The organism is Arthrobacter sp. AQ5-05, from assembly GCF_003287975.1.
Lineage (GTDB): Bacteria > Actinomycetota > Actinomycetes > Actinomycetales > Micrococcaceae > Paeniglutamicibacter.
Map to the genome: position 1 here is coordinate 207,402 of NZ_QMKQ01000003.1, position 23,889 is coordinate 231,290.

Annotated in this window: 23 protein-coding genes; 10 read left to right on the top strand and 13 right to left on the bottom strand. The window is 67.0% G+C overall.

The window, feature by feature from the left end; all coding sequences use genetic code 11:
* The first annotated feature begins 54 nt into the window (after positions 1–54).
* The 3 genes from DQ353_RS05390 (at position 55) to DQ353_RS05400 (ending at position 1,674) form a co-directional block, all read left to right on the top strand.
* Positions 55–462, top strand: a complete 408-nt coding sequence (locus DQ353_RS05390) for a hypothetical protein (RefSeq protein ID WP_146755205.1) — start codon at positions 55–57, stop codon at positions 460–462.
* Positions 463–531: 69 nt separating this feature from the next.
* Positions 532–1,125, top strand: a complete 594-nt coding sequence (locus tag DQ353_RS05395) for an SAP domain-containing protein (protein WP_220093971.1) — start codon at positions 532–534, stop codon at positions 1,123–1,125.
* An 81-nt stretch (positions 1,126–1,206) separates the two neighbouring features.
* Complete coding sequence (locus DQ353_RS05400) at positions 1,207–1,674, top strand: hypothetical protein (protein WP_113761757.1); 468 nt, start codon at positions 1,207–1,209, stop codon at positions 1,672–1,674.
* 85 nt (positions 1,675–1,759) lie between these two features.
* Here DQ353_RS05400 and DQ353_RS05405 read toward each other — a convergent pair whose 3' ends face one another.
* From DQ353_RS05405 to DQ353_RS05420, 4 genes are all read right to left on the bottom strand, one after another.
* On the bottom strand, positions 1,760–2,647 hold the full coding sequence (locus DQ353_RS05405) for a 1,4-dihydroxy-2-naphthoate polyprenyltransferase (RefSeq protein ID WP_113761838.1): 888 nt from the start codon (positions 2,645–2,647) through the stop codon (positions 1,760–1,762).
* Positions 2,648–2,741: 94 nt separating this feature from the next.
* Positions 2,742–4,109 carry a short-chain fatty acid transporter gene (locus DQ353_RS05410; RefSeq protein ID WP_113761758.1) on the bottom strand — a complete coding sequence of 456 codons (1,368 nt, stop codon included), beginning with the start codon at positions 4,107–4,109 and terminating at the stop codon, positions 2,742–2,744.
* A gap of 169 nt (positions 4,110–4,278) precedes the next feature.
* The gene (locus tag DQ353_RS05415) at positions 4,279–5,406 is read right to left on the bottom strand and encodes an AMP-binding protein (RefSeq protein ID WP_113761759.1); all 1,128 of its coding nucleotides are present in this window, start codon (positions 5,404–5,406) and stop codon (positions 4,279–4,281) included.
* A 13-nt stretch (positions 5,407–5,419) separates the two neighbouring features.
* Positions 5,420–6,391 (bottom strand): 1,4-dihydroxy-2-naphthoyl-CoA synthase, encoded by a 972-nt coding sequence (locus DQ353_RS05420; RefSeq protein WP_113761760.1) that lies wholly within the window; start codon positions 6,389–6,391, stop codon positions 5,420–5,422.
* A gap of 396 nt (positions 6,392–6,787) precedes the next feature.
* On the opposite strand from DQ353_RS05420, the gene DQ353_RS05425 reads away from it, so the two are divergent.
* Positions 6,788–8,239 carry an amino acid permease gene (locus DQ353_RS05425; protein ID WP_113761761.1) on the top strand — a complete coding sequence of 484 codons (1,452 nt, stop codon included), beginning with the start codon at positions 6,788–6,790 and terminating at the stop codon, positions 8,237–8,239.
* Positions 8,240–8,377: 138 nt separating this feature from the next.
* Here the strand turns inward: DQ353_RS05425 and DQ353_RS05430 are convergent, their stop codons facing one another.
* Positions 8,378–9,790 (bottom strand): MFS transporter, encoded by a 1,413-nt coding sequence (locus DQ353_RS05430; RefSeq protein WP_113761839.1) that lies wholly within the window; start codon positions 9,788–9,790, stop codon positions 8,378–8,380.
* Between the two features lie 358 nt (positions 9,791–10,148).
* On the opposite strand from DQ353_RS05430, the gene DQ353_RS05435 reads away from it, so the two are divergent.
* The 6 genes from DQ353_RS05435 to DQ353_RS05460 all read left to right on the top strand — a co-directional run bounded on the left by DQ353_RS05435 (position 10,149) and on the right by DQ353_RS05460 (position 14,816).
* Positions 10,149–11,372 carry an acetyl-CoA C-acyltransferase gene (locus DQ353_RS05435; protein ID WP_113761762.1) on the top strand — a complete coding sequence of 408 codons (1,224 nt, stop codon included), beginning with the start codon at positions 10,149–10,151 and terminating at the stop codon, positions 11,370–11,372.
* 14 nt (positions 11,373–11,386) lie between these two features.
* Complete coding sequence (locus DQ353_RS05440; RefSeq protein ID WP_113761840.1) at positions 11,387–12,160, top strand: enoyl-CoA hydratase/isomerase family protein; 774 nt, start codon at positions 11,387–11,389, stop codon at positions 12,158–12,160.
* Positions 12,160–13,032: a 3-hydroxyacyl-CoA dehydrogenase family protein gene (locus DQ353_RS05445; protein WP_113761763.1), complete on the top strand. Its 873-nt coding sequence runs from the start codon at positions 12,160–12,162 to the stop codon at positions 13,030–13,032. The genes DQ353_RS05440 and DQ353_RS05445 overlap by 1 nt, the downstream gene beginning before the upstream one ends.
* 174 nt (positions 13,033–13,206) lie before the next feature.
* Positions 13,207–13,476 (top strand): hypothetical protein, encoded by a 270-nt coding sequence (locus tag DQ353_RS05450; RefSeq protein WP_113761764.1) that lies wholly within the window; start codon positions 13,207–13,209, stop codon positions 13,474–13,476.
* Positions 13,473–14,168: a tyrosine-protein phosphatase gene (locus tag DQ353_RS05455; RefSeq protein WP_113761841.1), complete on the top strand. Its 696-nt coding sequence runs from the start codon at positions 13,473–13,475 to the stop codon at positions 14,166–14,168. The genes DQ353_RS05450 and DQ353_RS05455 overlap by 4 nt, the downstream gene beginning before the upstream one ends.
* A gap of 51 nt (positions 14,169–14,219) precedes the next feature.
* Positions 14,220–14,816, top strand: a complete 597-nt coding sequence (locus DQ353_RS05460; protein ID WP_113761765.1) for a GNAT family N-acetyltransferase — start codon at positions 14,220–14,222, stop codon at positions 14,814–14,816.
* Between the two features lie 44 nt (positions 14,817–14,860).
* On the opposite strand, the gene DQ353_RS05465 is transcribed toward DQ353_RS05460, so the two are convergent.
* The 8 genes from DQ353_RS05465 to DQ353_RS05500 all read right to left on the bottom strand — a co-directional run bounded on the left by DQ353_RS05465 (position 14,861) and on the right by DQ353_RS05500 (position 23,772).
* The gene (locus tag DQ353_RS05465; protein ID WP_220093972.1) at positions 14,861–15,340 is read right to left on the bottom strand and encodes a hypothetical protein; all 480 of its coding nucleotides are present in this window, start codon (positions 15,338–15,340) and stop codon (positions 14,861–14,863) included.
* A 176-nt stretch (positions 15,341–15,516) separates the two neighbouring features.
* Entirely contained in the window at positions 15,517–16,131 is a 615-nt protein-coding gene (locus DQ353_RS05470) for a hypothetical protein (RefSeq protein WP_113761767.1), read from the bottom strand.
* Positions 16,132–16,140: 9 nt separating this feature from the next.
* The gene (locus tag DQ353_RS05475; RefSeq protein WP_113761768.1) at positions 16,141–16,791 is read right to left on the bottom strand and encodes a hypothetical protein; all 651 of its coding nucleotides are present in this window, start codon (positions 16,789–16,791) and stop codon (positions 16,141–16,143) included.
* Positions 16,792–16,834: 43 nt separating this feature from the next.
* Positions 16,835–19,321, bottom strand: a complete 2,487-nt coding sequence (locus tag DQ353_RS05480; RefSeq protein WP_113761769.1) for a GNAT family N-acetyltransferase — start codon at positions 19,319–19,321, stop codon at positions 16,835–16,837.
* On the bottom strand, positions 19,318–20,652 hold the full coding sequence (locus tag DQ353_RS05485) for a lysine N(6)-hydroxylase/L-ornithine N(5)-oxygenase family protein (protein ID WP_113761770.1): 1,335 nt from the start codon (positions 20,650–20,652) through the stop codon (positions 19,318–19,320). Before DQ353_RS05485 ends, DQ353_RS05480 begins: the two co-directional genes overlap by 4 nt.
* Complete coding sequence (locus DQ353_RS05490) at positions 20,649–22,169, bottom strand: pyridoxal phosphate-dependent decarboxylase family protein (RefSeq protein ID WP_220093973.1); 1,521 nt, start codon at positions 22,167–22,169, stop codon at positions 20,649–20,651. The genes DQ353_RS05485 and DQ353_RS05490 overlap by 4 nt, the downstream gene beginning before the upstream one ends.
* Before the next feature lie 346 nt (positions 22,170–22,515).
* Positions 22,516–23,109 (bottom strand): hypothetical protein, encoded by a 594-nt coding sequence (locus tag DQ353_RS05495; protein WP_146755207.1) that lies wholly within the window; start codon positions 23,107–23,109, stop codon positions 22,516–22,518.
* A 69-nt stretch (positions 23,110–23,178) separates the two neighbouring features.
* Positions 23,179–23,772: a hypothetical protein gene (locus DQ353_RS05500; protein WP_113761772.1), complete on the bottom strand. Its 594-nt coding sequence runs from the start codon at positions 23,770–23,772 to the stop codon at positions 23,179–23,181.
* Positions 23,773–23,889 lie beyond the last annotated feature (117 nt).

Sequence of the window (23,889 nt, forward strand, 5' to 3'; positions counted from 1 at the left end):
GGCCACCTGGGGGGAACCCTGCCGGAGGAAGGCAAACAGCTGGTCAGGATGCGGATGGCCGGCCGGAAGGTGCGCGCCGGGATGTGGCTGCCCAACGGGGTGCTCGTGCTGAGCACGGGGATCCTGGGCGCGGGATGGTGGCCTGCACTGCCGGAGCCGGCGGCCGGGCAAAGCATCAATTCACGATCATCGCCGATCCTGGATGCGGCATGGTTCCTCGGGTTCCCGCGGACCGCGCTGCCGGGGCTGAAGCTGGTCCTGCGGCTCTCCCAGCGCTCGGGGGCGTTGCACGGCACCAGCCGCCGGAAGGGCGCCGAAACCACCAGCGCCGTGGTCATGAACGCGGCCTGCGGCTACCTGGTTCCGATCGGTGTCTCGGTGCTGTTCGCCCATGCCGTGCCGGATTCCCAGCCGTGGCCCGGGATGGGTTTTCGACCGTGGAGGCAGTGCTTTTCGGGATGATGGCGGCACGCATGGTCGGCCCGGCACCGGGGCGGCAACCCGTGGCCGCCCGCTGATAGCCTCGCATGCATGCGTGAGACGGATATTCCCGAAAGGCCCGGGCTGGAGAAGGACACGGGCGGCACCGAATTTGCCCGGTGGTACTGGACCAAGGAAGAACTTGTCGCCTTTGCACGCACGCACCGGCTGCCGGCCGCGGGCGGCAAACAGGAGATCGCCGCCCGGGTCGCCGCGTTCCTCGACGGGACGGATGCGCCCCCGCCCGCGGCCCGCAGGAAAGCAGGCAAGCAGCTGGTTCCGCCGCTCTCGGCTGCCACCGTGGTGCCCGAGGGCCAGCGCTGCAGCCAGGTGCTGCGGGCCTGGCTGCACGGGGAACTGGGACCGGGTTTCCATTTTGATGCTGCAATGCGCGGGTTCTTTGCCGCTGCGGACGGAACCACGACGCTGGGCGATGCGCTTGCACATTGGGCTGCAACCCGCGGCGGGGACCCCGGGGAAGTTGCCCCGCAATTCGAACTGAACCGCTTCTCGCGCCAATGGCACCGGCGGAATCCCGGTGGCACGCGGGGGCAGATGCTGGCCGCATGGATGTTGCACCGGTCCCTCCCGGTGGACCTGCGCGGGGAATTCTCGGGGTCGGAGAGCGCCCGAAGCAGGGGCTAGGATGGGCCCAACACACGCCGGGCGGGTCACCTGACCTGGTCCGGGCCCGGCACCTGCGACATCCGATGGGAACGAACCTTGATGGACACCCTGCAACAAAGGTACGGGCGAACCCCTCCGGCCCTCGACGGGTATGCGATCGCCAAGGGCTGGTTCAGCACCGTCGGGTTGTGGCTCGGAAGCACGCTGGCACTGGCGATATTTGCCGATGTGGCCAGTGCGGGGGAAACCGACATGGCTGACCTCGACAACGTCGCGATATGGTCGATAATTGCCGCCTGCAGCGTCCTCGTGGCCATGTTCGCCGGGCTTCCCCTGGCGTTGCTGTTTGACCGGTTGCTGCGCAGGGTCCATATGCCGTGGGTCCATGCAGTGGCGTTCCTGTGCTTTTTCGCGCTGCTTCCGGGTATCCCGTTGTGGATGACAGCCGGAAGCGACGCCGGTGTAGCTCTCTGGTTCTGCCTCTTGCTGGGTGCCTGCGCGGGAATCGGCCGCACACTGGCCTTCCGGCGACATGGCGAATTCCGGCGGCCAACCACCTGGGCCTGAGCCTTCCGCACCCGGAGACCGATCCGGGCACAGGTCCAGCCGTCGGCCCCATGGCGTATGCCGGGGTTGAACCGCCCGCAGTGCGCTAGGCCAGCGCCCTGTCCATCACGGTGGCCACGGTGAACAACGCGGCGTAGGCAAGGTTGATGATGCCGGTCTGCTTGAGCACCGGGATCAGGGCGCCGGGCTCGTGCTTGCGCAACACGGTCCAGCAAGGAGCCAGGCCCGGCAGCGCGGTGAGCAGGATCAGCCACATCCACGGATGGGTGGACACCAGCACCAGCGGCAGCAGGATCGCAACGGCGAGCATCATCACGTAGCTGATGCGTGCCGTCTCATCGCCCAGCCGCACGGCCAGGGTCATCTTGCCGACTTCCTTGTCGGTGGGGATGTCGCGGATGTTGTTGGCCATCAGCAGTGCGGTGGCGATGAGTCCGGTGCCCACGGCCCCGATGTATGCCGGAAGAGTGAGCTGGTGGGCCTGGGTGTAAGCGGTGCCCAGGGTGGCCACGAGACCGAAGAAGATGAAGACGAACACCTCGCCGAGCCCCCTGTAGCCATAGGGGTTCTTGCCGCCGGTGTAGCCCCACGCCGCGACGATGGCCGCGACGCCAACGAGCAGCAGCGGCCAGGATCCGGTGTACACCACGAGGAAGGCACCGACGATACCGGCCAGCCCGAAGCAGGCGAAGGCCGCGTTGCGGACCGTGGTCGGTTCGGCCAGGCCCGAGCCGGTCAGCCGCAGCGGGCCCACGCGCACATCGTCGGTGCCGCGGATCCCGTCGGAGTAGTCGTTGGAGTAGTTCACCCCGACCTGCAGCAACAGGCCCACGACCAGGGCCAGGACGGCTTCGAGCAAGGCGAGCTTCCCTGTGGTGTCCACGGCGGCCGCTGTTCCGATGACCACCGGGGCAATCACAATGGGCAGGGTGCGCAGGCGTGCCCCCGCTACCCACTGGGCAATCGTAGCCACCATCAATCCTCTCGCTGCTTGGATAAAACATGCAGCACTCATTCTCCCTTGCCCGGGGGCAAGGGAGAAATTCCGGACCCGTCGCCGCGGGTGCCTAGAGCGAAACGATCAGCAGCGTGGCGGCAAAGACAATGCCCGAGGCGATCAGCACGATCGTGGTGTAGCCCAGGATGTCACGCATCTTCAATCCCGCGATGGCCAGCAGCGGCAGCGCCCAGAAGGGCTGGATCATGTTGGTCCACTGGTCGCCGTAGGCCACCGCCATGATGGGGATGGCCGGGTCCACGCCGAGTTCGGCGGCCGCGGTGAGCATGATCGGCGCCTGCACGGCAAACTGCCCGCCGCCGGAGGGGACGAAGAAGTTCACCAGCCCGGCCGAGAGGAAAGCCAGCATGCCGAAGGTCTGCGGCGTGGAGATCGACACGAATACGTCCGAGAGCACCAGGATCAGGCCGGTGCCGGTCATGATGCCCAGGATCCCGGCGTAAAGCGGGAACTGCAGCAGGATCTCGCCGACGTTCGAGGCCGCATGCTTGGTCAGCGCCATCAGCTCGAAGGGGCTGCGCACCAGCAACAGGATCAGCGCCAGGAAAGACCAGTTGACAATGTCCAGGGTCAGGGAGCCGCCGGTGGAGAAGTGGATGACCAGATAGGCCAGCAGCATCACACCCAGCAGCAACGTGGGCAGTCGGCTGGCGTCGAGGCGATCCGCGGGGGTCGCGACCTCGTCGTCAACGGCCACGAGTTCCTCGCGGGCGTCCTGGACCAATTCCACGATCTTGTCGTTCCCGCGCGGAGCCACCAGGTACAGGGACGCGGCAACCAGGATGATGGTGGCCACCGTGGCGATCATGTTCCAGGAGGAGAAGGTGGTCTCCGAGATCGAGAGCGGCCCGCCGAGCTGCTTGGCGATGAACGAGCCGGGAGTGGCTGCGGTCAGCGGCCCGGAGCCGGAGTAGCCCATGTGCCAGACCACGAACCCGGAGAATCCCGCGGCCACGAGCATGGGGAAGTGGAAGCGGATGCCGCGTTCGCGTCCCTGGGCGGCGACTTCCCTGGCCAGCAGGCCGCCGACCACAAGTCCCAGGCCCCACGTGATCAGGGAGGCCACGGCGGCCACGAGGAACACGAACACGTAGCCCTGGAGCGGGTTCTTGGGGATGCGCCCCAGGAACCGCAGGAGCCTTCTCACGGGCCGGGTGTTGGCCAGGATGAATCCGAGCATCAGCACCAGGGCCATTTGGGTGATGAAGGCCAACAGCCCGGCCAGCCCGTCGCCCCAGCTTTGCACGATGAGCAGCGGGCTGGAACCGGTGATCAGCAGCGCGAGGATGGCGACGATGAAGGTCAGGGCGATGGCGAAGACCAAGGCCGAGGGGATGAATCGTTCGACTACGTTGTTGATGGGCCGCATGGCCCGTGAGATCGCTGTTCCACCTTGCGGTGTGGCGGTTTTGCTCATGAACTAACACCTCTTTGTGCAGGTCCGACAGGGGGCCTGGCCACGAAACACGCGTTGACCAGTGATGTTGCCCACGTTACGCCAGGGGTGTTGGTTTGGGTGCCGGCAGCCGGCCGGGCGGGGGTCGTGTCGTCAGGCCCGACCCGAGCCGACCGAGCCCGGCCGGAGGTCAGTCCGAGGGGGAAGCCATTCGGGATGCGAGCAGCATCCGGTCGACCTTGCCGTTGGGCAGCAGCGGCAACGACTCCAGGTTGAGCATCCGCCGGGGCACCGCCGCGGCGCCGAGTGCTTGGCGCACCGCGGCGGCCAGAGCCTCAGGGTGGGCGTGCCCCGCGAAGGCGGCACCGATCTGCTGGCCCCACTGTGCATCGGCCACCGGAACCACTGCCACCGCCGAAACTCCGGGCACGGATTCCAGGACGTGCTGGACCTCGGCGGCGGAGACCTTCACCCCGCCGGTGATGATCACGTCGTCAGCGCGTCCGGTCACCGACAGCACGCCGTCGGTGTAGCTGCCCAGGTCTTCTGTCGCGTACCAGCGCACGCCGGATTCATCGACGCTGAAGTGCCTGGCCGTCAGCCCGGGGTTGCCGAGGTAGCCGGAGGCGATGGTGGGCCCGCCCAGCCAGATCCGGCCGTCGACGGTCTTCACTTCGACCCCGGGAAGTGCGCGGGCATTGTAGACGCAGCCACCGGCGGTCTCGCTGGACCCGTAGGTCAGGTGGAGCTTCAGCGAGTGCTTCGCCGCCTCCTCCCGCACGGCCCGCGGCGCGCGTGCCCCGCCGAGCAGGATTGCGTCGAAGCGCCGCAGCGAGGCCAGGGTTTCATCCGTCGGCTCGGTGAGCAGGCGCTGCAGCTGCGTGGGAACCAGGGAGACCAGCCGCCTGGAATCGGTCAGGGCGGAGGCTGCCTCGTTGAACCCGGCGGCGTCGAAGCTGGCCTCCAGGTCCATGGCCCAGGGGCGGGTGCCGGCGTAGAGGCTGCGGGTGAGCACCGCAAGCCCGGCAACATAGTGCAGGGGCAGGGCCAGCAGCCACTGGCCCTCGAAACCCAGGTATTCGGCCGTGGCCATGGACGAGGTGGCCAAGGCCTCCACGGACAGCGCGGTGCGCTTCGGGGTTCCGGTGGAACCCGAGGTGCGCACCACCGCCGCGATTTCCTTCAGGCCCTCCAGCTCCGCCTCGTCCACGGGGTTCACCAGGTAGTCGTTGGTGGTGGTGCCGGGCAGGATTTCCACCGCGGGACCGTCCTCGTTGAGTGAGGCGGACAGGGCAACGAGCGCGGAATCCGGATTCATGAGCCTGGGGGTCCTAGAAGTAGTACGGGTGGCCGGACCAGTCGGGGTCGCGCTTTTGCAAGAAGGCGTCCCGTCCCTCGACGGCCTCGTCGGTCATGTAGGCCATGCGGGTGGCCTCGCCGGCGAAGACCTGCTGGCCGGCCAGCCCGTCGTCGGCCAGGTTGAAGGCGAACTTGAGCATGCGGATGGCCTGCGGGGACTGACGTGCGATGTCGGCCGCGTATTCGAGGGCGACTTCCTCGAGGCGGGCGTGGTCGACGGCCTCGTTGACCGCTCCCATGGCGACCATGTCCTCCGCGGAGTGTTCGCGGGCCAGGAAGAAGATCGAGCGGGCGTTTTTCTGGCCGACCTGGCGTGCCAGCAGGGCCGAGCCGTAGCCGGCGTCGAAGGAACCGACGGTGGCGTCGGTCTGCTTGAACTTGCCGTGCTCGCGGGAGGCGATGGTCAGGTCCGAGACCACGTGCAGCGAGTGGCCTCCGCCCGCGGCCCAGCCGTTGACCACGGCGATGACGACCTTGGGCATGGTGCGCATCAGTCGCTGGACCTCGAGGATGTGCAGGCGTCCGGCACGTGCCGGGTCGATCGAGTCGGCCGTCTCGCCCTCGGCATAGCGGTAGCCGTCGCGGCCGCGGATGCGCTGGTCCCCGCCGGAGCAGAACGAATGCCCGCCGTCCTTGGCCGAGGGGCCGTTGCCGGTGAGCAACACCGTTGCCACGTCCGAGCTCATGCGGGCGTGGTCCATGATGCGGTAGAGCTCGTCGACCGTGCCGGGACGGAACGCGTTGCGCACCTCCGGGCGGTTGAAGGCGATGCGCACGGTCGGCAGGTCTCGGACGATGATGCCGTCGGCGTCGCGCTCGACCTGCCGGTGGTAGGTCATGTCTTCAAGGTCGAAGCCTTCGACAACGCGCCACTGCACGGGGTCAAAGATGTCGGAAACCTTGGCGGGAAACTGGGGGGTGGATTCAACGGTGCTCACAATCATGAATGCTATCCGTTGGGCAGCCCCGGGGGCGAAAGGGCGGTGGTGCAAGGGGCTTTGGGGGATCCGCTGCACGCCGGCAAGGCCGTTGCGTCGAGGTGGTGGCCGCTGACCGGAAACCAACTGTTCAACAATTAATGTTGGGATTTTCCTTGACAGTGTGACCTTCATCAAAGCGCGCTCCCACTTGCACACTTGTGTTAACTGGGATGGTGTGCATCACGTTGGGTCGTTGTGCTCCACTCCACATTCGACTTCATGTTGTGATGAAAAATGCGGTAAGTTGGCCATTTGCACCCCCACGTAAATGTGTGATCGGGCGCCCTGAAACGGGTCGCGCCGGGTGTACTCCCCGTTTTTACCCATGCGGGTTGATTGAGTCACCAAAGGAGTTTCACGTTGGAACCACACAACGTACTAGAGCACCAGCACCCCGCGCCCACCAAGGGCGCGGAGCTGTCTGCCGAAGGCTACAAGAAGACGCTGACCCGTCGCCACGTCCAGATGATCGCCATGGGCGGCGCCATCGGCGTGGGACTGTTCATGGGTGCCGGTGGCCGTCTGGCCTCGACCGGCCCGGCCCTGATCTTCTCCTACGCACTGGCCGGCTTGATTGCCTACTTCCTGATGCGCGCCCTGGGCGAGCTGATCATGTACCGCCAATCTTCGGGTTCCTTCGTTTCCTACGCCGGAGAGCTCTTTGGCTCCAAGGGTGCGTACCTTTCCGGCTGGATGTACGTACTGAACTGGGTCATGACCGGGATTGCCGAGCTGATCGCCATCGGCCTGTACTTCACCTATTTCTTCCCCGGCGTCCCGGTGGAAGCCGCGGCGCTCTGCGCGCTTGGCCTGCTGGTGGCTGTCAACCTCTTCAGTGCCAAGGCCTTTGCCGAGTTCGAGTTCTGGGCATCCTTCCTCAAGGTCGCCGCGATCGTCATCTTCCTGCTGATCGGCATCTACCTGGTGGCAACCAACGCCCAGGTCGGTGACGGGCACGCCGCGGTGGGCAACTTGTTCGCCAGTGAAGGTGGCATGTTCCCGCGCGGCGTCCTGATCTCCATCCTGGTCCTGAACGCAGTGATCTTTGCCTACAACGGTATCGAGCTTGTCGGCATCACCGCCGGCGAGATGGAGGACCCGGTCAAGGAAGTTCCCGCAGCCATCCGTGCGGTCGTCGTGCGTATCGTTGTCTTCTATGTCGGCTCGGTAACCCTGCTTGCAATGATCCTTCCGTGGAACCAATTCAAGGCCGGCGAAAGCCCGTTCGTGACGGTCTTTGACCAGCTGGGCTGGGGCTGGATCAGCGGCGTGATGAACTTCGTTGTCATCACCGCAGCGCTCAGTTCCTGCAACTCCGGCTTGTACTCGATTGGCCGCGTCTTCCGGGCCATGGCCAACAACGGCCACGCGCCCCAGTGGCTCACCAAGATGAACAAGCGCTACGTTCCCTACGCCGCCATCTGGGCGATTGCCGGCGTCTACTTTGTTGGTGTCATGCTGAACATCTGGCTCGGCGGAACCTACGCGTTTGACCTTGCCTTGAACACCGCATCCATCGGCGTGCTGTTCACCTGGGCCGCAATCTTTGGCTGCCAGATCATGTTGCGCAGGAAAAAGGGCAGGATTTCCAAGCTCCCGATGTCCGGTTCCCCGTACACCAGCTGGGCAGGGTTGGTGGCGCTTGCCATCATCACGGTGCTGATTGGCTTTGACACCATGGTCGGCAAAGACGGCGAGGTCTTCCACCTGGGCCTCTACACCATCGGCTGCATTCCGCTGATCGCCGTGGGCCTGTGGATCGGCTGGCGCAAGGTGCGCAACAACAAGCCGAAGTCCGAGCTGTACGCCTAACCGAAAGGTTTCAGGCCGGAGGCTGGCGGCAGAAATGCGGCGGGTGGGATGGAGCGCGGGAATCGTCCCGTGCTCCACCCCTCCCGCCGTTGTCCTCGAGTGCCGCCGTGCATATCGAGGCCGGGGATGCGATCCGGCCTACGATCGGCCCGCGGCGGTCTCCGGCTCGGCCAGGATGCCGGTGTCGTGCGCGTCCGGCACCTCGGTTCCGCGCAGCGAGGCCCCTGCCGTCTCCGGCATGAACCGGGTGGCCACCAGTCCGATGACGCAGGCGATCATCATGTAGAGCGCCGGGAAGAGCAGGAAGCCCGTCCCGTCGATGACTGCCTCGTTGACCATCGCCGCAGTGCCGCCGAAGATCGCGGTGGCAACGTTGTAGGTCACCGCGAAGCCGGCAAAGCGCACGTGCGAGGGGAACATCGCCGGGAACGTCGCGGTGATGGTGGCCAGTTGGGGAACATACAGCAGGCCCAGGATGGCGAACCCGAGGATCGCCAGCGGGAAGCTTCGGCCCATCAGCCAGAACAGCGGCAAGGCGAGCACGAACAGGCCGATCAGGGACGCGAACCACATGGGTTTCCTGCCCACCTTGTCCGAGAGCGACCCGGCAAAGGGGATGACTGCCATCATGGCGACCTCGCCCGCCAGGATAACCATCAAGGACGCCTTGGAATCCAGGCCCAACTGCCCCTCGAGGTAGGTGGGCATGTAGCTCAGCAGCGTGTAGTTCACGACGTTCAGCGCGATCACCAGGCCGCCCATGACCAGCATGGGGCGCCAGTAGACGCGGATCAGTTCACGCAGCGAGCTCTTTTCCTGGACCTCGCCGCGTTCCTCGAGCTCCTGGAAGACCGGGGTGTCTTCAAGCTTGTTTCGCAGGTACAGGCCGATCAGCCCCATGGGCAAGGCCAGCATGAACGGCACTCGCCAGCCCCAGGCCATCATGGCATCCTCGCTCAACGCCACCTGGAAGCCGAGCATTACCGCGGTGCCCAGCGCGAAGCCGCCCAGCGTCCCGAATTCCAGGAACGAGCCGAAGAAGCCACGTTTCTTGTCCGGGGAGTATTCGGCCATGAAGGTGGCGGCCCCGCCGTATTCGCCGCCCGTGGAGAAGCCCTGCACCATGCGCAGGAGCACCAGCAGCACCGGCGCCAGCACACCGACCTGATCAAAGGTCGGCATCACGCCGATCAGGAATGTCGCAAGGGACATCATCAAAATGGTCAGGGCGAGGATGTGCTTGCGGCCCATTCTGTCGCCCAGCGGACCCCAGACGAGTCCTCCCAGCGGCCTGACGAGGAATGAAAGGGCAAAGGTCCCCAGCGCCATGAGGGTTCCACCCTCGGTGGGGAAAAAGTGGAAGGCGATGTATGAAACCGCCACGGCGTACACGCCGTAGTCGAACCATTCCGTCAGGTTGCCCATGGCCGATGCGGCCGTGGCCTTGCGTATTTCGCGGCGGCCGGCGGTGGTGGAAAGGTCCGGGCCGATGTCCTGGGTCAAGTCCAGCGGTGTGCGTAATTGGTTGGGTTGGCTGTTATCCGGTTGCATCGCTGCTCCGTTGCTATTCAGCTTTCCGTCGACCGGATGCCCGTCCGATTCCATGTCACGGTCCTGGACGGTGACGGTCCACGATCCGGGGTTGCCCCGGAGTCGGTCAAGTGGACGACAGTACGCCAGCACTTTGCTTGCGTCAAGGTCCGCGGTTTTGTGTCAGGACGAGATTGACCGCACGTGTGCCATGATGGGATTCTAGGTGTGAATCAATTAGTGAACGAATGGTCGGTTATTCGATCGTTCCCGCTCAGGGAGCGGCAACCGGGGCCAAAACACGGTGCACGAACTGTTACTTCCGCGGGGCAACCCACGGGACGGGACTGGGCATGGACCGAATGACAAAGGAGTTGTAATGACCGAGGCATTCTTGGTGGGCGGGGCCCGCACCCCGGTGGGACGTTACGGCGGAGCGCTGTCCAGCGTGCGCCCCGATGACCTGGCGGCCGTCGCCATCCGTGCCGCCGTCGAGCGCGCCGGCATCGACCCGGCAGACGTCGACGAGGTCATCTTCGGCAACGCCAACGGTGCCGGCGAGGAAAACCGCAACGTCGCCCGCATGGCCTGGCTGCTGGCCGGCTTCGAGGATTCCGTCCCGGGCATCACGGTGAACCGCCTTTGCGCCTCGGGCATGAGTGCCATCACCATGGCCAGCCACATGATCAAGGCCGGTGCCGCCGACATCATCGTCGCCGGCGGCGTGGAGTCCATGTCCCGGGCCCCCTGGGTCATGGAGAAGCCGGACAAGGCCTTCTCCAAGCCGGGTGCCAGCTACGACACCTCCATCGGCTGGCGCTTCCCGAACCCCGAGTTCCTCTCCGGAGAGCTGTCCCGCGAGGGCAAGGCCACCTTCTCGATGCCCGAAACGGCCGAGGAAGTCGCCCGGGTCTTCAACACCTCCCGCGAAGACTGCGACGCCTTTGCCGTGCGCTCAAACGAACGCGCGCTTGCCGCCATCGAGGCCGGGCACTTCAAGGACGAGATCGTCCCGGTCACCGTGAAGTCCCGCAAGGGCGAGACCATCGTGGACACCGACGAGGGCCCTCGCCCCGGCACCACCCTGGAAGTCCTTTCCAAGCTGCGCCCCGTGGTCAAGGGCGGCACCGTGGTCACCGCCGGCAACGCCTCGACCCTCAACGACGGCGCCTCGGCGATCATCGTCGCCTCCGCGGCGGCCATCAAGAAGTACGGACTGGTTCCGCGCGCCCGCATCATCGACGGCGCCTCCGCGGGAGTGGCCCCGGAAATCATGGGCGTCGGCCCGGTTCCGGCCACCCGCAAGGTCATGGAGCGCTCCGGCCGCAAGATCGAGGACCTCGCGGCCGTCGAGCTGAACGAGGCCTTCGCCTCGCAGTCGCTGGCCTCCATGCGCGAACTGGGCATCGACCCGGAGATCGTGAACCGGGACGGCGGAGCCATCGCGCTGGGCCACCCGCTGGGTTCCTCGGGCTCCCGTATCGTGATCACGCTGCTGGGCCGCCTGGAACGCGAAGCCAAGGAAGACGGGTCCAAGCTGGGCCTGGCCACCATGTGCGTCGGCGTCGGCCAGGGCGCCGCGCTGCTCATCGAGGGGGTCTAGGGGTGGCGGCGCGCATGGAACCTTCCGGTTTCACGACCCTGAAGCTCACCGAGTTCGACGACAGGCTTTATCTCCAGCTTGACCGCCCGGAGGTCAGGAACGCCATCGACCAGCTGATGGTCGACGAGCTGCATGCGGTGTGCGCCTACCTGGAACGCACCCCGAAGATCCTGGTGCTCTCCGGCACCCCCGCGGACCCGGAAACCGGCACCAAGGGCATCTTCGCCTCCGGTGCCGACATCGCGCAGCTGCGCGAACGGCGCCGCGACGACGCCTTGGCAGGGATCAACTCGGGGATCTTCGACAGGCTCGCCAAGCTGCCGATGCCGGTCATCGCCGCCCTCGACGGGTTCGCGCTGGGCGGCGGTGCGGAACTGGCATTCGCCGCGGACTTCCGCATCGGCACCCCGGAGCTGCGCATGGGCAACCCGGAGACCGGCCTGGGCATCATGGCCGCCGCGGGTGCCACCTGGCGCCTGAAGGAACTCGTGGGCGAACCCGTCGCCAAGGAGATCCTGCTGGCCGGCAGGGTGCTCAAAGGCGATGAATGCCTGCGCGTCGGCCTGATCACCGAGCTCGTCGAGGGCAAGGACCTGCTGGAGGCAGCCTCCGCGCTGGCCGACCGCATCGGCAGGCAGGACGCGCTGGCCGTGCGCATCACCAAGTCCGTGTTCCACGCCCCGCGCGAGGCCCACCCCGTCATCGACACCCTGGCCCAGGGGATGCTCTTTGAATCCCAGGCCAAATTCGACCGCATGCAGGAATTCCTGGACAGGAAGAAGAAGTAATGACAACCCTTCCCAACTCACTCCCCGCCAAGGTCGGTGTGCTCGGCGGCGGACGCATGGGTGCCGGCATCGCCCACGCGTTCCTGATCAACGGATGCGACGTGCTGGTTGTCGAGCGCGACGAGGCTTCGGCAATCGCGGCGCGCGAACGCGTCGAATCGGCGGCAGCGAAGTCGATCGAGCGCGGTGCCACCGATGCGAACCTTGGCGAGATGGCTTCGCGCCTGCACGTCTCGGTTGACTACGCCGACTTCGGCGACCGCGGACTGGTGGTCGAGGCCGTCCCGGAAATCTGGGACCTGAAGGTCTCCTCGCTGCAGAAGGTCGAGGAAAACCTCGCGCCCGACGCGATCCTGGCCTCCAACACCTCCTCGCTGTCGATGAGCGGGCTGGCCGCCGAGCTGCAGCGCCCGGAGAACTTCCTGGGCCTGCACTTCTTCAACCCGGTCCCGGCCTCCACGCTCATCGAAGTGGTCATCGCCAAGCAGAGCTCCGAGGCACTGATCGAGCGCTCCCGCGGCTGGGTCGCCGGGCTGGGGAAGACCGCGGTCGTCGTCAACGACGCCCCCGGCTTCGCATCGTCCCGCCTGGGCGTGGCCATTGCGCTGGAGGCCATGCGCATGGTCGAGGAAGGCGTGGCCAGCGCGCAGGACATCGACAACGCGATGGTCCTTGGCTACAAGCACCCGACCGGTCCGCTGAAGACCACCGACATCGTGGGCCTGGATGTGCGCCTGGGGATCGCCGAGTACCTGCACGAGACCCTGGGCGACCGCTTCGCCCCGCCGCAGATCCTGCGCGACCTGGTCGAGGCCGGACACCTGGGCCGCAAGACCGGCAAGGGCTTCTACGACTGGAACCAAGCCACGTAGCTCGTTGTGCCGCAAAGGCCGGTGCCCGGAGGTGTTCCACCCGCTTCCGGCACCGGCCTTCGCGTATCCGTCAGCCGGGCCATGCGGGAAACCGGGAGAGATCTTCGGTAGCGTGGAGCAAGGCCCGCACGGCGGGCCACCACGATCTCGGCCGGGGGAGGGGACGCACCGCAGATGCATGTACCGACCATGCGCATCGAGGTGGTGCCCGAGGAAGCACGGGCCTTCGAACGTCGCTTCATCGACCACCTGTGCACCGCCCTCACGGAGGTTCCCGGGCGTGCCTCGGCGGAGCTGGAATACCCCCGGGGCGAGGACACGCGCCACGCGGTGGTGCCGGAGTTCGGCTCCGGGCGGGCAGCCGGCGCCTTCGGCTACCCGGAGGTCTCGGCAACGGTGTTTTTTGAAGGCTCGTGGGAGCAGGATGGAGCGTGGATGCCGTGAACAATTCGATGGACCAGCCGACGTGGGAAGGCGCCGTGAACGCGCGCCTGGTGCTGGGGAAGATCTACCGCATGGGACGCAGCGAGTGGCTGACCAGCATCGGTTGGCAGCAGGCCTACGCCGACGGGGTGCGCACCGTGATCGACCTGCGCAATCCCGGCGAACGGGCCCGCCGGCACACCGATCCCGACGTCGACGAGGCGGCCAAGGCGGGGATCGCGATCATCAATTCCCCCACCGAGGAGCCCGGCCACCCGGAGTTCGAGGCGCTCGCCGTGCCCTACATGAACCACCCGCGCATGTATCCGGAGAATCTCGCGTTCTTCCCCGAACGGATTGCCGAGGTGTTCCACCAAATTGCCGCGGCCGAGGGCAGGATCGTGCTTCATTGCTCGGCGGGACGGGACCGCACCGGGCTGATCGTCTCGATGCTGCTCGAATTGGTGGACCGAGAGGATCTGCTCGAACCCCAATACGAGGCCTCCCTGAGGGGGATCAACGACTGGCACCGGATCAGCGCCTACAAGCACCCCCACGAGTCCTACATCGAGGAACACGACCTCCTCGGGCCGCTGCACGAACGGCTTCAGGCGCTGGGCGAGTTCGTCGCCTCGCTGCGCGTCGAGGACTTCCTGCGGGAACACGGGCTCAGCGAGGCGGAGCTGGAAGAGGTCAAAAAACGGCTCAGCTGAATTTCCCGGCATCCGGCGTCGGTGCGCCGTACGCTGAAAACAAGACACCGATTGGAGCCCCTGGCCCTGGTTGGCCGGCCGGTCACGCTCGAACCGCTGGAGAATTCCCGCCACGACGAATTGGTGGCGGCCGTGCGCGACGGCGGGGTCCGGAAGCTCTGCTACGCGGCGGTGCCGGCGCCGGAGGAGATGGGTGTGGAGATCGAGCGCAGGCTTCGGCTGCAGGAGGCCGGGTCGATGCTGCCCTTCGTCGCCCGGCGCAATGCCGATTCGGTGGTGCTGGGCACGACCACCTACATGGACATCGACGCAGGTCTGCCCCGGGTGGAGCTCGGCTCGACGTGGAACCGGGCCTCGGCGCGCGGGACCGGCACGAACGTCGATGCCAAGCTCCTGCTGCCCACCCATGCCTTCGAGGTCCTGGGCTGCCCGGCCGTGGAGTTCCGCACACATTGGATGAACATGGCCTCCCGCGCCGCGATCGAGCGCCTGGGTGCCAAGCTTGCCGGGGTGCGGCGCGCGCACCGGCGCACGGCCGACGGTTCGCTGCGCGACACCTGGGGGTATTCGGTCATCGCCTCCGAATGGCCGCAGGTCCGTGCCGGACTCGAGAACCGCCTGGCCAGGCACCTGGATTCCGCCCGGTAGCGGCCGCTGTCCCGGCACGGTGTTGGTGCAGCAGGACCGGATGTTCACTCGGGGTGCAGCTCCGAGGAAATCACGCTGACGTCGTATTCCACCTCGGGATCGGTCCACACCTCCACGAAGGTTGAGGTGTTGTCCGCGGTCCCGCCTCCGCCCTCGGCGGCACGGCACGGTTCCAAGTCATAGCGGGCCACCACGAAGCCACGGACGTCGAAGGACCGGATGCCCAATGGAGCCTCGGTCTCGCAACCCACCAGCAGCCACAGCAGCGCGCCCGAACGCTGGTACGGCAGAATGATTCTTGAATCGCCCCGTCCGTGAAAGTGCATCAAGACCTTTTCGGTGCCGGCAAGGGAACCGGGCAGCGGGCTCTGGCCCCGGGCAATGAGATCGGCATGGGACGGTGGCTTAATGCCGGTGCCATCAGGGCTCGGCGCGGGAACGATGCGAATGACCTTGGTTTCCGGAATGAACGAGGGCCCGTGATCCGGTGGGATTGCCGAGGGAGAGGGCAACGATTCGTCCACGAGCATGGTGCATCCGGCGAGCAGGAGGACCAGGCAAGTCGCTGTCGCCAGGGTGGGACCCGGATGCCGTCCGGGGCGGAAGCTCCGTGTCGGACAGGAAACGGCGGGGAGATCGTGCAGGTCGGTTCCGCCACCCGCCATCCGGGCACCCTGGGCCCCGCCGGGAGAGCGCCGTTTCATCGCTGGGGCCCGTCGGAGTGGATGCGTGGCTCCGAGGAAATGACGCTCAGGTCGTACTCCACCTCCGGACCGGTCCAGATCTCCACCAGCGTCGAGGTGCCGTCCTCGGTCCCCCCGCCGCCCTCGGCTGCACGGCAAGGCTCCAAATCGTAGCGGGCCACCACGACGCCGTAGAGGTTCAGCGACCGGATGGTCAAGGGCGCCTCGTTCCGGCAGCCGACCAGGATCCACAGCAGCGCGCCGGATCGCTGGGCCGGCAGCACGATCCTGGCTTCGCCCTTGCCGTGGAAGCGCATCAGGACCTTTTCGCTGCCGGGCAGGGCCCCGGGCAGCGGGCTCTTGCCTTGGTCAATGAGCTCGGCATGGGTCGGGCGCTTGTTGCCCACTCCGTGCTCGTGCGGGGAAGGGATGACGGGGAAGACCTGGGTTTCGGGGATGAAGGACGGCCCGGTAACCGGTGGGCCGGGCTCGTCAGACGGCGGGGGCTCTACATTGAGCGGGGTGCACCCGGCGGCCAGGCAAGCCAAGCCAAGCCGGGCCGCCAGGGCCAGCGGATGACGCGCGGCCCGGGTACGGCGGGTCGGGCCCGATGCGTGCGAGAAATCCTTCATGGCCGTTCCTCACCGCAGGAATTTTCGCGGCCAGCGGGTCCCGGGACGGTCATCGGCGTTCGCGAGCTTTCCGGAGACCAACGTGAAGTGCATCGGGGAGCCGTTCGGGATGGTGAGGATGCCCCTGGTTTCCGTGGTGTCCAGGGGCCCGGCCACCAGGTCTGTGGCCGGGCATTGCTCCGGCGTGTACATGAGCGTGGTGCGGCCGGCGGCATCGAATGCCAGCAGCGACAGCGGAACCGGACGCCTGCAGCGCACCGCGATCCACAGGTACACGCCCCGGGCCCGGGCCGGGAGGGCGAAGGGGAAGCCGCGGCTCCGCTCGAGGCTGAGCACCACCTGCTCGGAGCCCGGGGCGGCACCGGCCAGCGGGTGTTCGCCGGAGAGCAACAGTGCCTCGATGCTGCGTGATGCCTGTTGTGGATCCGGGGCGGCCGAGAAGGTGGGGGTGGCGACGGCCGGCGGAAGCATGGCAACAGGTGGCCGGGGTGAGGGGCGGGACGACGGCTCGGTGGTGGCCATGTCCACGTCATCGACCACCGAGGTGCACCCCGAAAGGCCGGAGGCCATGGTGATGGCAAGCATGAGATCAATCGCCCGGTGCTTCATGTCCGAAGGGTAGAAGCGTGCCGTGGACAGCGCCAGATCGGCCCGGTCCACAAACGGAGACCCATTTGTGTGGGGACACCCAGTAGCAGGGGGTTCACGTGCTTCGCCGAAAAGCGGTGTGTCCCACGCGGCCTGCGGGAGGCCGCGAATTTGCGGCCTCCCGCAGGAGTTGGATCCCGTGCCCGGCCAGCGGGTTGGCCAGGGTTCCGGCGTAGATCAGTCCGCCGGACTGGTCGGTGAGATCGAGCATCCGGGCGTTGTTGCGCAGCTGCAGCCGGTTGAGGCAGGAGAGCTTGAAGTCCGGTGCGAAGAGTTCCAGTGCATCGAACGCTTCGGCGGTTTCCGGGCTGCGGTTCCGGTAGGCCAGCAACCGGCCTGTGGCGGTTTCCCAGAAGACATCCTCGCTGCAGATCCCCTCGCGGGCCAGCAGTGGTGCGAGGAACCGCAGGAAGCAGTCGACGATGTCGGTGAAGATCACCAGCCGGCGCTCGGCATCCGGGACCGCGGCGCGGATCCGCTCCACCGCGACGGGCAGCAGCTGCCGGTTTCCGAGCACCGCGATCTCCTCGGCCAGGTCCTTGTGCAGCACCTTCACCGGCACCGAATCCTCCAGCACCAGGATGACGTTCTCCCCGTGAGGCATGAACGCCAGGTCGTAGCGGCACAGGGCGTGCACCAGCGGAACGAGGTAGGCGTCGAAGTAGCGGGCCAGCCAGTCTTCCGCGTTCAGCCCCGAACGGCGGATGTGCGCCGCGGCCAGCGAGGCACCGGCCGCATCAAGGTGCAGCAGCGAGGCCATGGTGGCCAGTTGCTGCCCGGGCGCGATCCGCTTCGCGGGGGATTCGCGCCAGAGCGCCGCCAGCATCTTGTGCTGCGGGGCAGCCGGGCCCGCCGCCTCGAAGAGCGGGCTGGAGTAGCCGACCGCGGCGACCTCCCGCAGCAGCCCCGTGTTGCCGCGGCGCAGTTCCTCGTCGTTTTCGAAGATCGAGGCGAGCCACGCGTTGATGGCCGGGGTGTTCTCCATGTAGGCGGCCGAGAGCCCGCGCATGAAGCCCATGTTCAGCACCGACAACGCGGTCTTGACGTAGTGCCGGTCCGGCGTACTGCGGTTGAAGAAGGTGCGGATGGATTGCTGGGGCTGGTACAGATCCTCCCCGGCACCCAGATGCACCAGGTGGCCGGTGGCCACGTCGGCGGCGAATGCCACCGCGAGCTTGTGCTCCCACTGCCAGGGATGGACCGGGATGAAAACGAAGTCGGCCGGATCCAGAATGCTGGAGCCGCAGGCCTCGGCAATCCGTGCCCGGAAGCGGGCCAGCTGCCGGGTCCCCAGTTCGCCCTGCAGCAGGGACTCGGCATCCAGTCCCGGCACGGCGCTGTAGCGGGCCCGGGTTGCATGGGCGGCGACCCAGTGCAGGGTCAGGGTCGATCCGGTTTCCGGGGCGTAGTCGAGGTAGTCGGTGGCGCCCAGGCCCAGCCGGCCGTTGTTGGCCACGAAGCAGGGGTGCCCCTCGGTCATCGCTGCCTCGGTGCGCTGGAAGTCGGTGACGGCGTCCCCGGTCCCGGCGGCCAGCTCTGCCGCGCTCGCCGTGGAGTGCAGCTGCTTGTAGCAGTGCCCGGCCAGGGTGCTGGTGATTTCCTCGAGGTACACCGGCAACTGGGCCTCGGACAGTCCCAGGGTATTTTGGAAGGCCAGCACGAAGCCGGCCGCGTCCGGGGCCGCAGGCTCCCCCTTGACGGAAACCCGCAGCGAGTCCGGGTCGATGACCCAGTGCTCCAGGGCGTGAACGGTCGCGGAAAAGCGGTATTCGTGGTCACCGGTGCCCACCGACCAGCCGCCGTCCGCGGGAACCGGGGCCAGCAGCCGTTCGTGGGCGAACTCGGCGATGGCCTTGGCCAGCAGGTGCCGGTTGGCGTTCTCCCAGCGTTCGGGGGACAGGTGCGCGGCGGCACCGAAGGGGCCGCCGGTCGCGGAGGCGAACTCCGCCCGGGTGCAGAAGGAAAGCAGGGCGGTCTTGGCCCCGGTGACGTCCCCGGCCGGCAGCTCGATCCGGCCGGCGGGGCGGAAACCCAGCCGGGAGTTCAGCGAGTGGATGGCCGTGTTCGCGGCGTCGGGTTCGACCACGATGCGCAGCACCGCCGGGTCCGCGAAAAGGTGGGCCACCGCGGCCTCCATGGCCGCTGCGCTGAATCCCGGCAGCGGCTTGCCCCTACCGGGGCCGGCGAGCAGCAGGTGCATGCCCTTGTCCCCGTGCCGGTGGGCGTAGCGGCCGGCAAGCACCGAGTGCTCCGGGGCGTAGTGCTCGAGCAGGAACGCCGGCTCCGGCTCGCCCGCACCGCGCGGGGCGGGCAGCAGGCCCAGCAGCACGTGGTGGTGGGCCGAGGCATCGAGCTGTGCGTAGGCCGCGCGGACCTGGGTGACGGTGGTGCCGAACATGCCCCAGTAGCGGGCCCGGTCGGTGTTCACCCACCCGTGCAGCAGCCCGGCGTCTGTCGCCGGGTTCAAGCGGCGGAAGGTGAAGTCGCCGGCTTCGGGCCTGCGGCGGGCCGGGGCGATGACAATGGAGGGCGTGGAAATCATGCGTGGGCTCCTTCGAGCGTGGGGGAGGGCGGTGTGGGGGCGTTGGCGGGGCTGCCGAAGGACTGGAACCCGATGCGTTTTTCCACCGCGTAGTGCTCGTACCCCAGGATCCGGTTGATGATCACCGAGTTGCGGTAGGCGCCCATGCCCAAATCGGGGGCGGTGAAGCCGTGGGTGTGCAGCTCGGCGTTCTGCACCAGCACGTCGGCGTCGTCGCTGATCGCGTAGTGCCGGTCCACATCCAACCTGCCGTCGGGCAGCCGGTTGATGTGTGTCCCGAGGCCGGCCAGGAAGTCCGGCTCGTGGTAGGCGTAGCCGGTGGCCAGCACCAGGGTGTCGGTGGCCGCGGAGAATTCCCCGCCGTCGTCCTGGTTGCGCAGGCGCAGCTCCAGGGCGCCGTCGCGGTGTTCGATTCCCTGCAGGGAGGTGGCGGCGCGGAGGGTGACCGGAACGTGCCCCGAAACCTGGCGGCGGTAGAGCATCTCGTGGATCTCGTCGACCAGATCCGCGTTGATGCCCTTGTACAGGCCCTTCTGGTTGGCGGACAGCGTATCGCGGGTGCCCTGCGGCAGCCCGTGGAAGTGGTCGATGTATTCCGGGGAGGTCATTTCCAGGGTGAGCTTGGTGTACTCGAGCGGGAAGAAGCGCGCGGAGCGGGTCACCCACTGCAGGTGCTGTTCCGGGCCCAGGGTTCCGAGCAGGTCGGCGAAGACCTCCGCGGCGCTCTGCCCGCTGCCCACCACGGCGATGCGGGAGCCGGCGGCGATCGCTGCCCGGGCGGGGCGGTAGCCGCTGCTGTGCACCGCGGCCCCGGTTCCCAGCACGCCTTCGGGGACGGCGGCGGGCACGTGCGGGATGGTGCCGGTGCCCAGCACCAGGTGCCGGGTGCGCACGGTGTGCACTCCGTCGCGGGTGTGCACGTCAAGCTCGTAGAGACCGTTGGCATAGCGGGCGGCGGCCACGTGCGCACCGAAGCGGACGGCGGGAAGTCGGGCGGCTGCCCAGCGCAGGTAGTTGTTGTACTCCTCGCGCAGCGGGTAGAAGTTTTCGCGGATGTAGAACGGGTAGAGGCGTCCGGTGTCCTTCAGGTGGTTCAGGAAGGACAGGGGGTGGGCGGGGTCGGCCATGGTGACCAGGTCGGCCATGAAGGGAACCTGCAGGTGGGCTCCCTCGAGCATCATGCCCGGATGCCAGGCGAATTCCTCGGCGCGCTCAAGCACCAGCACCTCGAGCCCCGGTGCGGTGTCCGCCAGCGCGGCGAAGCCGAGGTTGAAGGGGCCGGCACCGATGCCCACGGCATCCCAGATGCGGTCGTGAAGCGGCGCGCTCATGCGGCAGCCATCCCGGTGCGCATCGAGCAGATGGCCCGGCCGTGGGACACCACGGCATCGAGGATTCCCGCGACGTCCCCGGGCGTGGTGTTCGGGTTCAGCAGCGTCAGTTTCAGGTGGCGCACCCCGTCGATGGTCGTGGCGGCGACCATGGCCGCCCCGGAGTCGTAGAGTGCGGTGCGGATGGCGTTGGCCAGCGGCTCGGTCGCGGTGTTGGTGGCGGATCCGGGGTCCGGCGGCACGTAGCGGAAGACCACGGTGCTCAGTTGCACCTCTGCTGCCAGCTCGAGCTCGGGGTGCTCTTGAACCATCGCTGCGGCGGCGGTCGCGAGGTCCATGACCGAATCGAACAGCTGCCCGATCGTCTCGGTGCCGAGCGCGCGCAGCGTCACCCAGAGCTTGAGGGCGTCGAAGCGGCGGGTGGTGGCCAGGGACTTGTCGACCTGGTTGGGGGTGCGACCGGCCTCGGCTGCGGGATTCAGGTACTCGGCGTGGTGCGAGACCAGGGCGAGGGCGGCCCGGTTGCGGACCAGGATTGCGCTGGAACCGATGGGCTGGAAGAAGGACTTGTGGAAGTCGACGGTCACCGAATCGGCTGCCTCGATCCCGGAGAGCATCCCGCGATGGCGCGCCGAGGCCAGCAGCCCGCAACCGTAGGCGGCATCGACGTGGAACCAGGCCTCGTGCTCGGCGGCCAATGAGCCGATGGCCCCCAGCGGGTCGATGGAGCCGAAGTCGGTGGTCCCCGCGGTGGCCACGATGGCCATGGCGTGCAGCCCGGCCGCGCGGTCCTTTTCCAGTGCGTGCCGGAGGGCGGAGACATCCATCCGGTGGAGCGCGTCGCATTCGATGGCAACGACCGCCTCGGCGCCCAGCCCCAGCAGGGACGCGGAGGTGGAGATGCTGAAGTGGCTGTTGGCGGAGGCGTAGATGCGCAGTCCGGCGAGGCGTTCGGGGAGCGACCCAGGGGTCCCTGCCACCGCGGTGTTGCGGGCCAGCAGCATGGCCTGGAGGTTCGAGGCGGTGCCGCCGCTGGTGAACACGCCGTCGGCTTCCGGACCCAGCCCGGCCAAGCCGGCTGCCCAGTCGATGAGCCGCTGTTCGATGAGGGTGGCGCCGGCGCTTTGGTCCCAGGTGTCCATCGAGGTGTTCACCGTGGTGACCAGGGCCTCGGCGGCAATCGCGGGCAGGGCGACCGGGCAGTTCAGGTGCGCCGCGTAGCGCGGATGGTGGAAGTAGACCGCATCTCGCAGGTACAGCTCGGTCGCTTCCTCCAAGGCCGCGGCTGTGCTGCCCAGCGGTGTGCGCAGGTCCACGGCGTCGAGCCGGGCGCGCAAGGCTTCCGGGCGGGGCCCGGTGGTGGGCCCCGTGGCGGCGGCGATCGATCGGGCAGCGAGCCGGGCTGCGGAGGCGAATTCCTCGGCCATTCTTTCGGCGGTTTCGCTGGTGAGCAATTGCCCGGCAGCAAGATCTGCAGCGGAGGACAGGGGTTGCGCCAATTGACGTTGGGGCGTCATGGGGCTCCTTCAATATCGGGGACTGCCACGATGCGAGATGGATAGGTTATGCTTACCTAACTCGTGACCAGATATTAAAGACATGGAAACGGGAGCTAATGCAACTTAAGTTCAACGAACAACCAAAAAACCGATGTCGGACGGCGTGAAGTGGCCGCCGGGTTTCTGGGTGCCCGGAAACGACCGGAGGCCGCCGATTGCCGGGTGTAACAATTCGCAAGGAACCAAGGAAGAGGCCGGGTGTGGACCGGGCCTGGCGGCGCTGGAAAACGGCACCTTCAAGGGTTGTGCGCGTCCACCATGAATGGAGCCGCGCCCGGAGCCCGGGTGCGATCTTGGGGGGTCTTTAGTCCTCGTGCGTACCGGTGTAGGCGACCACGCTGAGCACCATGTCGGATTCACCCTCGAAGCGGATCTGGATCTGCCCGGCTTCCTGGGTTTCCTGCAGGCCGGTACGCATGCCGCTGGGACCCTCGGAACCGCATGAGCCCATGATGCTGCCGCCTGTTTCCCGTCCATGGCCGTCAATAATCGAGAAGGCGTGCGGTACGGACCTTGAACAGGTCAGTTCAACGCTTATGCGGTCGCTGGTGAGATTGCGGGGCAGTTCAAAGTCCATGCTGGATGAGAAGCGTTCGGCCAGCACCACGTGCTCGCTGCCCGGTTTGCCATCGTCGAGCGGGTGCAGGCCCTGCTGGATCTGCTGGGCGGCCATGGACGGGGGCAGCTGCGAGATTCGTTTTTTCAGTCCGTCCGCGGAATACGGCTGCAGGGGCACTGGTGTTTCGGGCACCTGGAGGGGCAGCGGGTGGGCATCGTGGCTTCCGCCGATCGAGGAGGAAGGCTCCGGGGCATCGTTGTTCCCGTCGATCGGCATGCAGGCCGTCAACAACAGCCCCAGACCGGCCAGAGTCGCAACCACCATCGAAAAACGATTCATGACCTGACCCTATACGCATGCTTCGGCGTGTTGGCGGTCTGGTGGGTTCGATCCCCCATCATTCGGGATTCACTGCCCGTCAGCGTGCGTGAAGGTCACGACGCTGAGTTCCATCCCGGATTCCCGGTCAAAGGCGAGTTGCACCTGGCCCAGCTGGGGGTTGCCCCTGATGCCGATCCCAAAGCCGTTGGGCCCGCCGGGCGAACATTCCGATGACGAGCCGCCCCCCAGCGGGGCCCCGTCGATGTCGAAGAGCATGACCTCGAAGCCGATGCTCCTTGAGCAGGCCACCTCGATGAGGACCCTGTCGCCCGTGTTTTCCCGGGGCAGTGCAAAACGGCTGCTTGCGGTCAATTGCTCCGCCAGAAGCACCCGTTCGCTGCCCGGGACTCCATGGTCGATGGGGTGTGACCCCTGTTGGATCTGGGGTGCGGCCATCGAGCGCGGCAGCTTGGCGATCCGCTGGTCGAGGTCGATGGCGCTGTATTCCTGCAGCGGCAGATCCTCACGCGGCGCTTCGACGGGCGGCACGTAGGTGTCGCCGGTGGAACCCGTGGATTCGTCGGGTGGCGGGATGGAGGCGTTCGTGTCAATCGGCACGCAGGCCGTCAACACGAGGGCAAGGCCGGCCAATGCTGCGATCAATCCCGAAAAACGCTTCATGGCCTCACCTTATCTGCGCCACCCGGTACCCGCTCGCTTCGGCAACCCATCCTTGCAATGTGTCGGATTCCGTCGGGACGTTCCTACGCCAAGAACGAAGAGGCCTTGCCCCTGGAC

What these genes read in the sequence shown, in the direction of transcription:
- DQ353_RS05390 (WP_146755205.1), top strand. Translation starts at nt 55, where the DNA reads ATGGCCGGCCGGAAGGTGCGCGCCGGGATGTGGCTGCCCAACGGGGTG.
- DQ353_RS05395 (WP_220093971.1), top strand. Translation starts at nt 532, where the DNA reads ATGCGTGAGACGGATATTCCCGAAAGGCCCGGGCTGGAGAAGGACACG.
- DQ353_RS05400 (WP_113761757.1), top strand. Translation starts at nt 1,207, where the DNA reads ATGGACACCCTGCAACAAAGGTACGGGCGAACCCCTCCGGCCCTCGAC.
- DQ353_RS05410 (WP_113761758.1), bottom strand. Translation starts at nt 4,109, where the DNA reads ATGAGCAAAACCGCCACACCGCAAGGTGGAACAGCGATCTCACGGGCC.
- DQ353_RS05415 (WP_113761759.1), bottom strand. Translation starts at nt 5,406, where the DNA reads ATGAATCCGGATTCCGCGCTCGTTGCCCTGTCCGCCTCACTCAACGAG.
- DQ353_RS05420 (WP_113761760.1), bottom strand. Translation starts at nt 6,391, where the DNA reads ATGATTGTGAGCACCGTTGAATCCACCCCCCAGTTTCCCGCCAAGGTT.
- DQ353_RS05430 (WP_113761839.1), bottom strand. Translation starts at nt 9,790, where the DNA reads ATGCAACCGGATAACAGCCAACCCAACCAATTACGCACACCGCTGGAC.
- DQ353_RS05435 (WP_113761762.1), top strand. Translation starts at nt 10,149, where the DNA reads ATGACCGAGGCATTCTTGGTGGGCGGGGCCCGCACCCCGGTGGGACGT.
- DQ353_RS05440 (WP_113761840.1), top strand. Translation starts at nt 11,387, where the DNA reads ATGGAACCTTCCGGTTTCACGACCCTGAAGCTCACCGAGTTCGACGAC.
- DQ353_RS05445 (WP_113761763.1), top strand. Translation starts at nt 12,160, where the DNA reads ATGACAACCCTTCCCAACTCACTCCCCGCCAAGGTCGGTGTGCTCGGC.
- DQ353_RS05450 (WP_113761764.1), top strand. Translation starts at nt 13,207, where the DNA reads ATGCATGTACCGACCATGCGCATCGAGGTGGTGCCCGAGGAAGCACGG.
- DQ353_RS05470 (WP_113761767.1), bottom strand. Translation starts at nt 16,131, where the DNA reads ATGAAGGATTTCTCGCACGCATCGGGCCCGACCCGCCGTACCCGGGCC.
- DQ353_RS05480 (WP_113761769.1), bottom strand. Translation starts at nt 19,321, where the DNA reads ATGATTTCCACGCCCTCCATTGTCATCGCCCCGGCCCGCCGCAGGCCC.
- DQ353_RS05485 (WP_113761770.1), bottom strand. Translation starts at nt 20,652, where the DNA reads ATGAGCGCGCCGCTTCACGACCGCATCTGGGATGCCGTGGGCATCGGT.
- DQ353_RS05490 (WP_220093973.1), bottom strand. Translation starts at nt 22,169, where the DNA reads ATGACGCCCCAACGTCAATTGGCGCAACCCCTGTCCTCCGCTGCAGAT.
- DQ353_RS05495 (WP_146755207.1), bottom strand. Translation starts at nt 23,109, where the DNA reads ATGAATCGTTTTTCGATGGTGGTTGCGACTCTGGCCGGTCTGGGGCTG.
- DQ353_RS05500 (WP_113761772.1), bottom strand. Translation starts at nt 23,772, where the DNA reads ATGAAGCGTTTTTCGGGATTGATCGCAGCATTGGCCGGCCTTGCCCTC.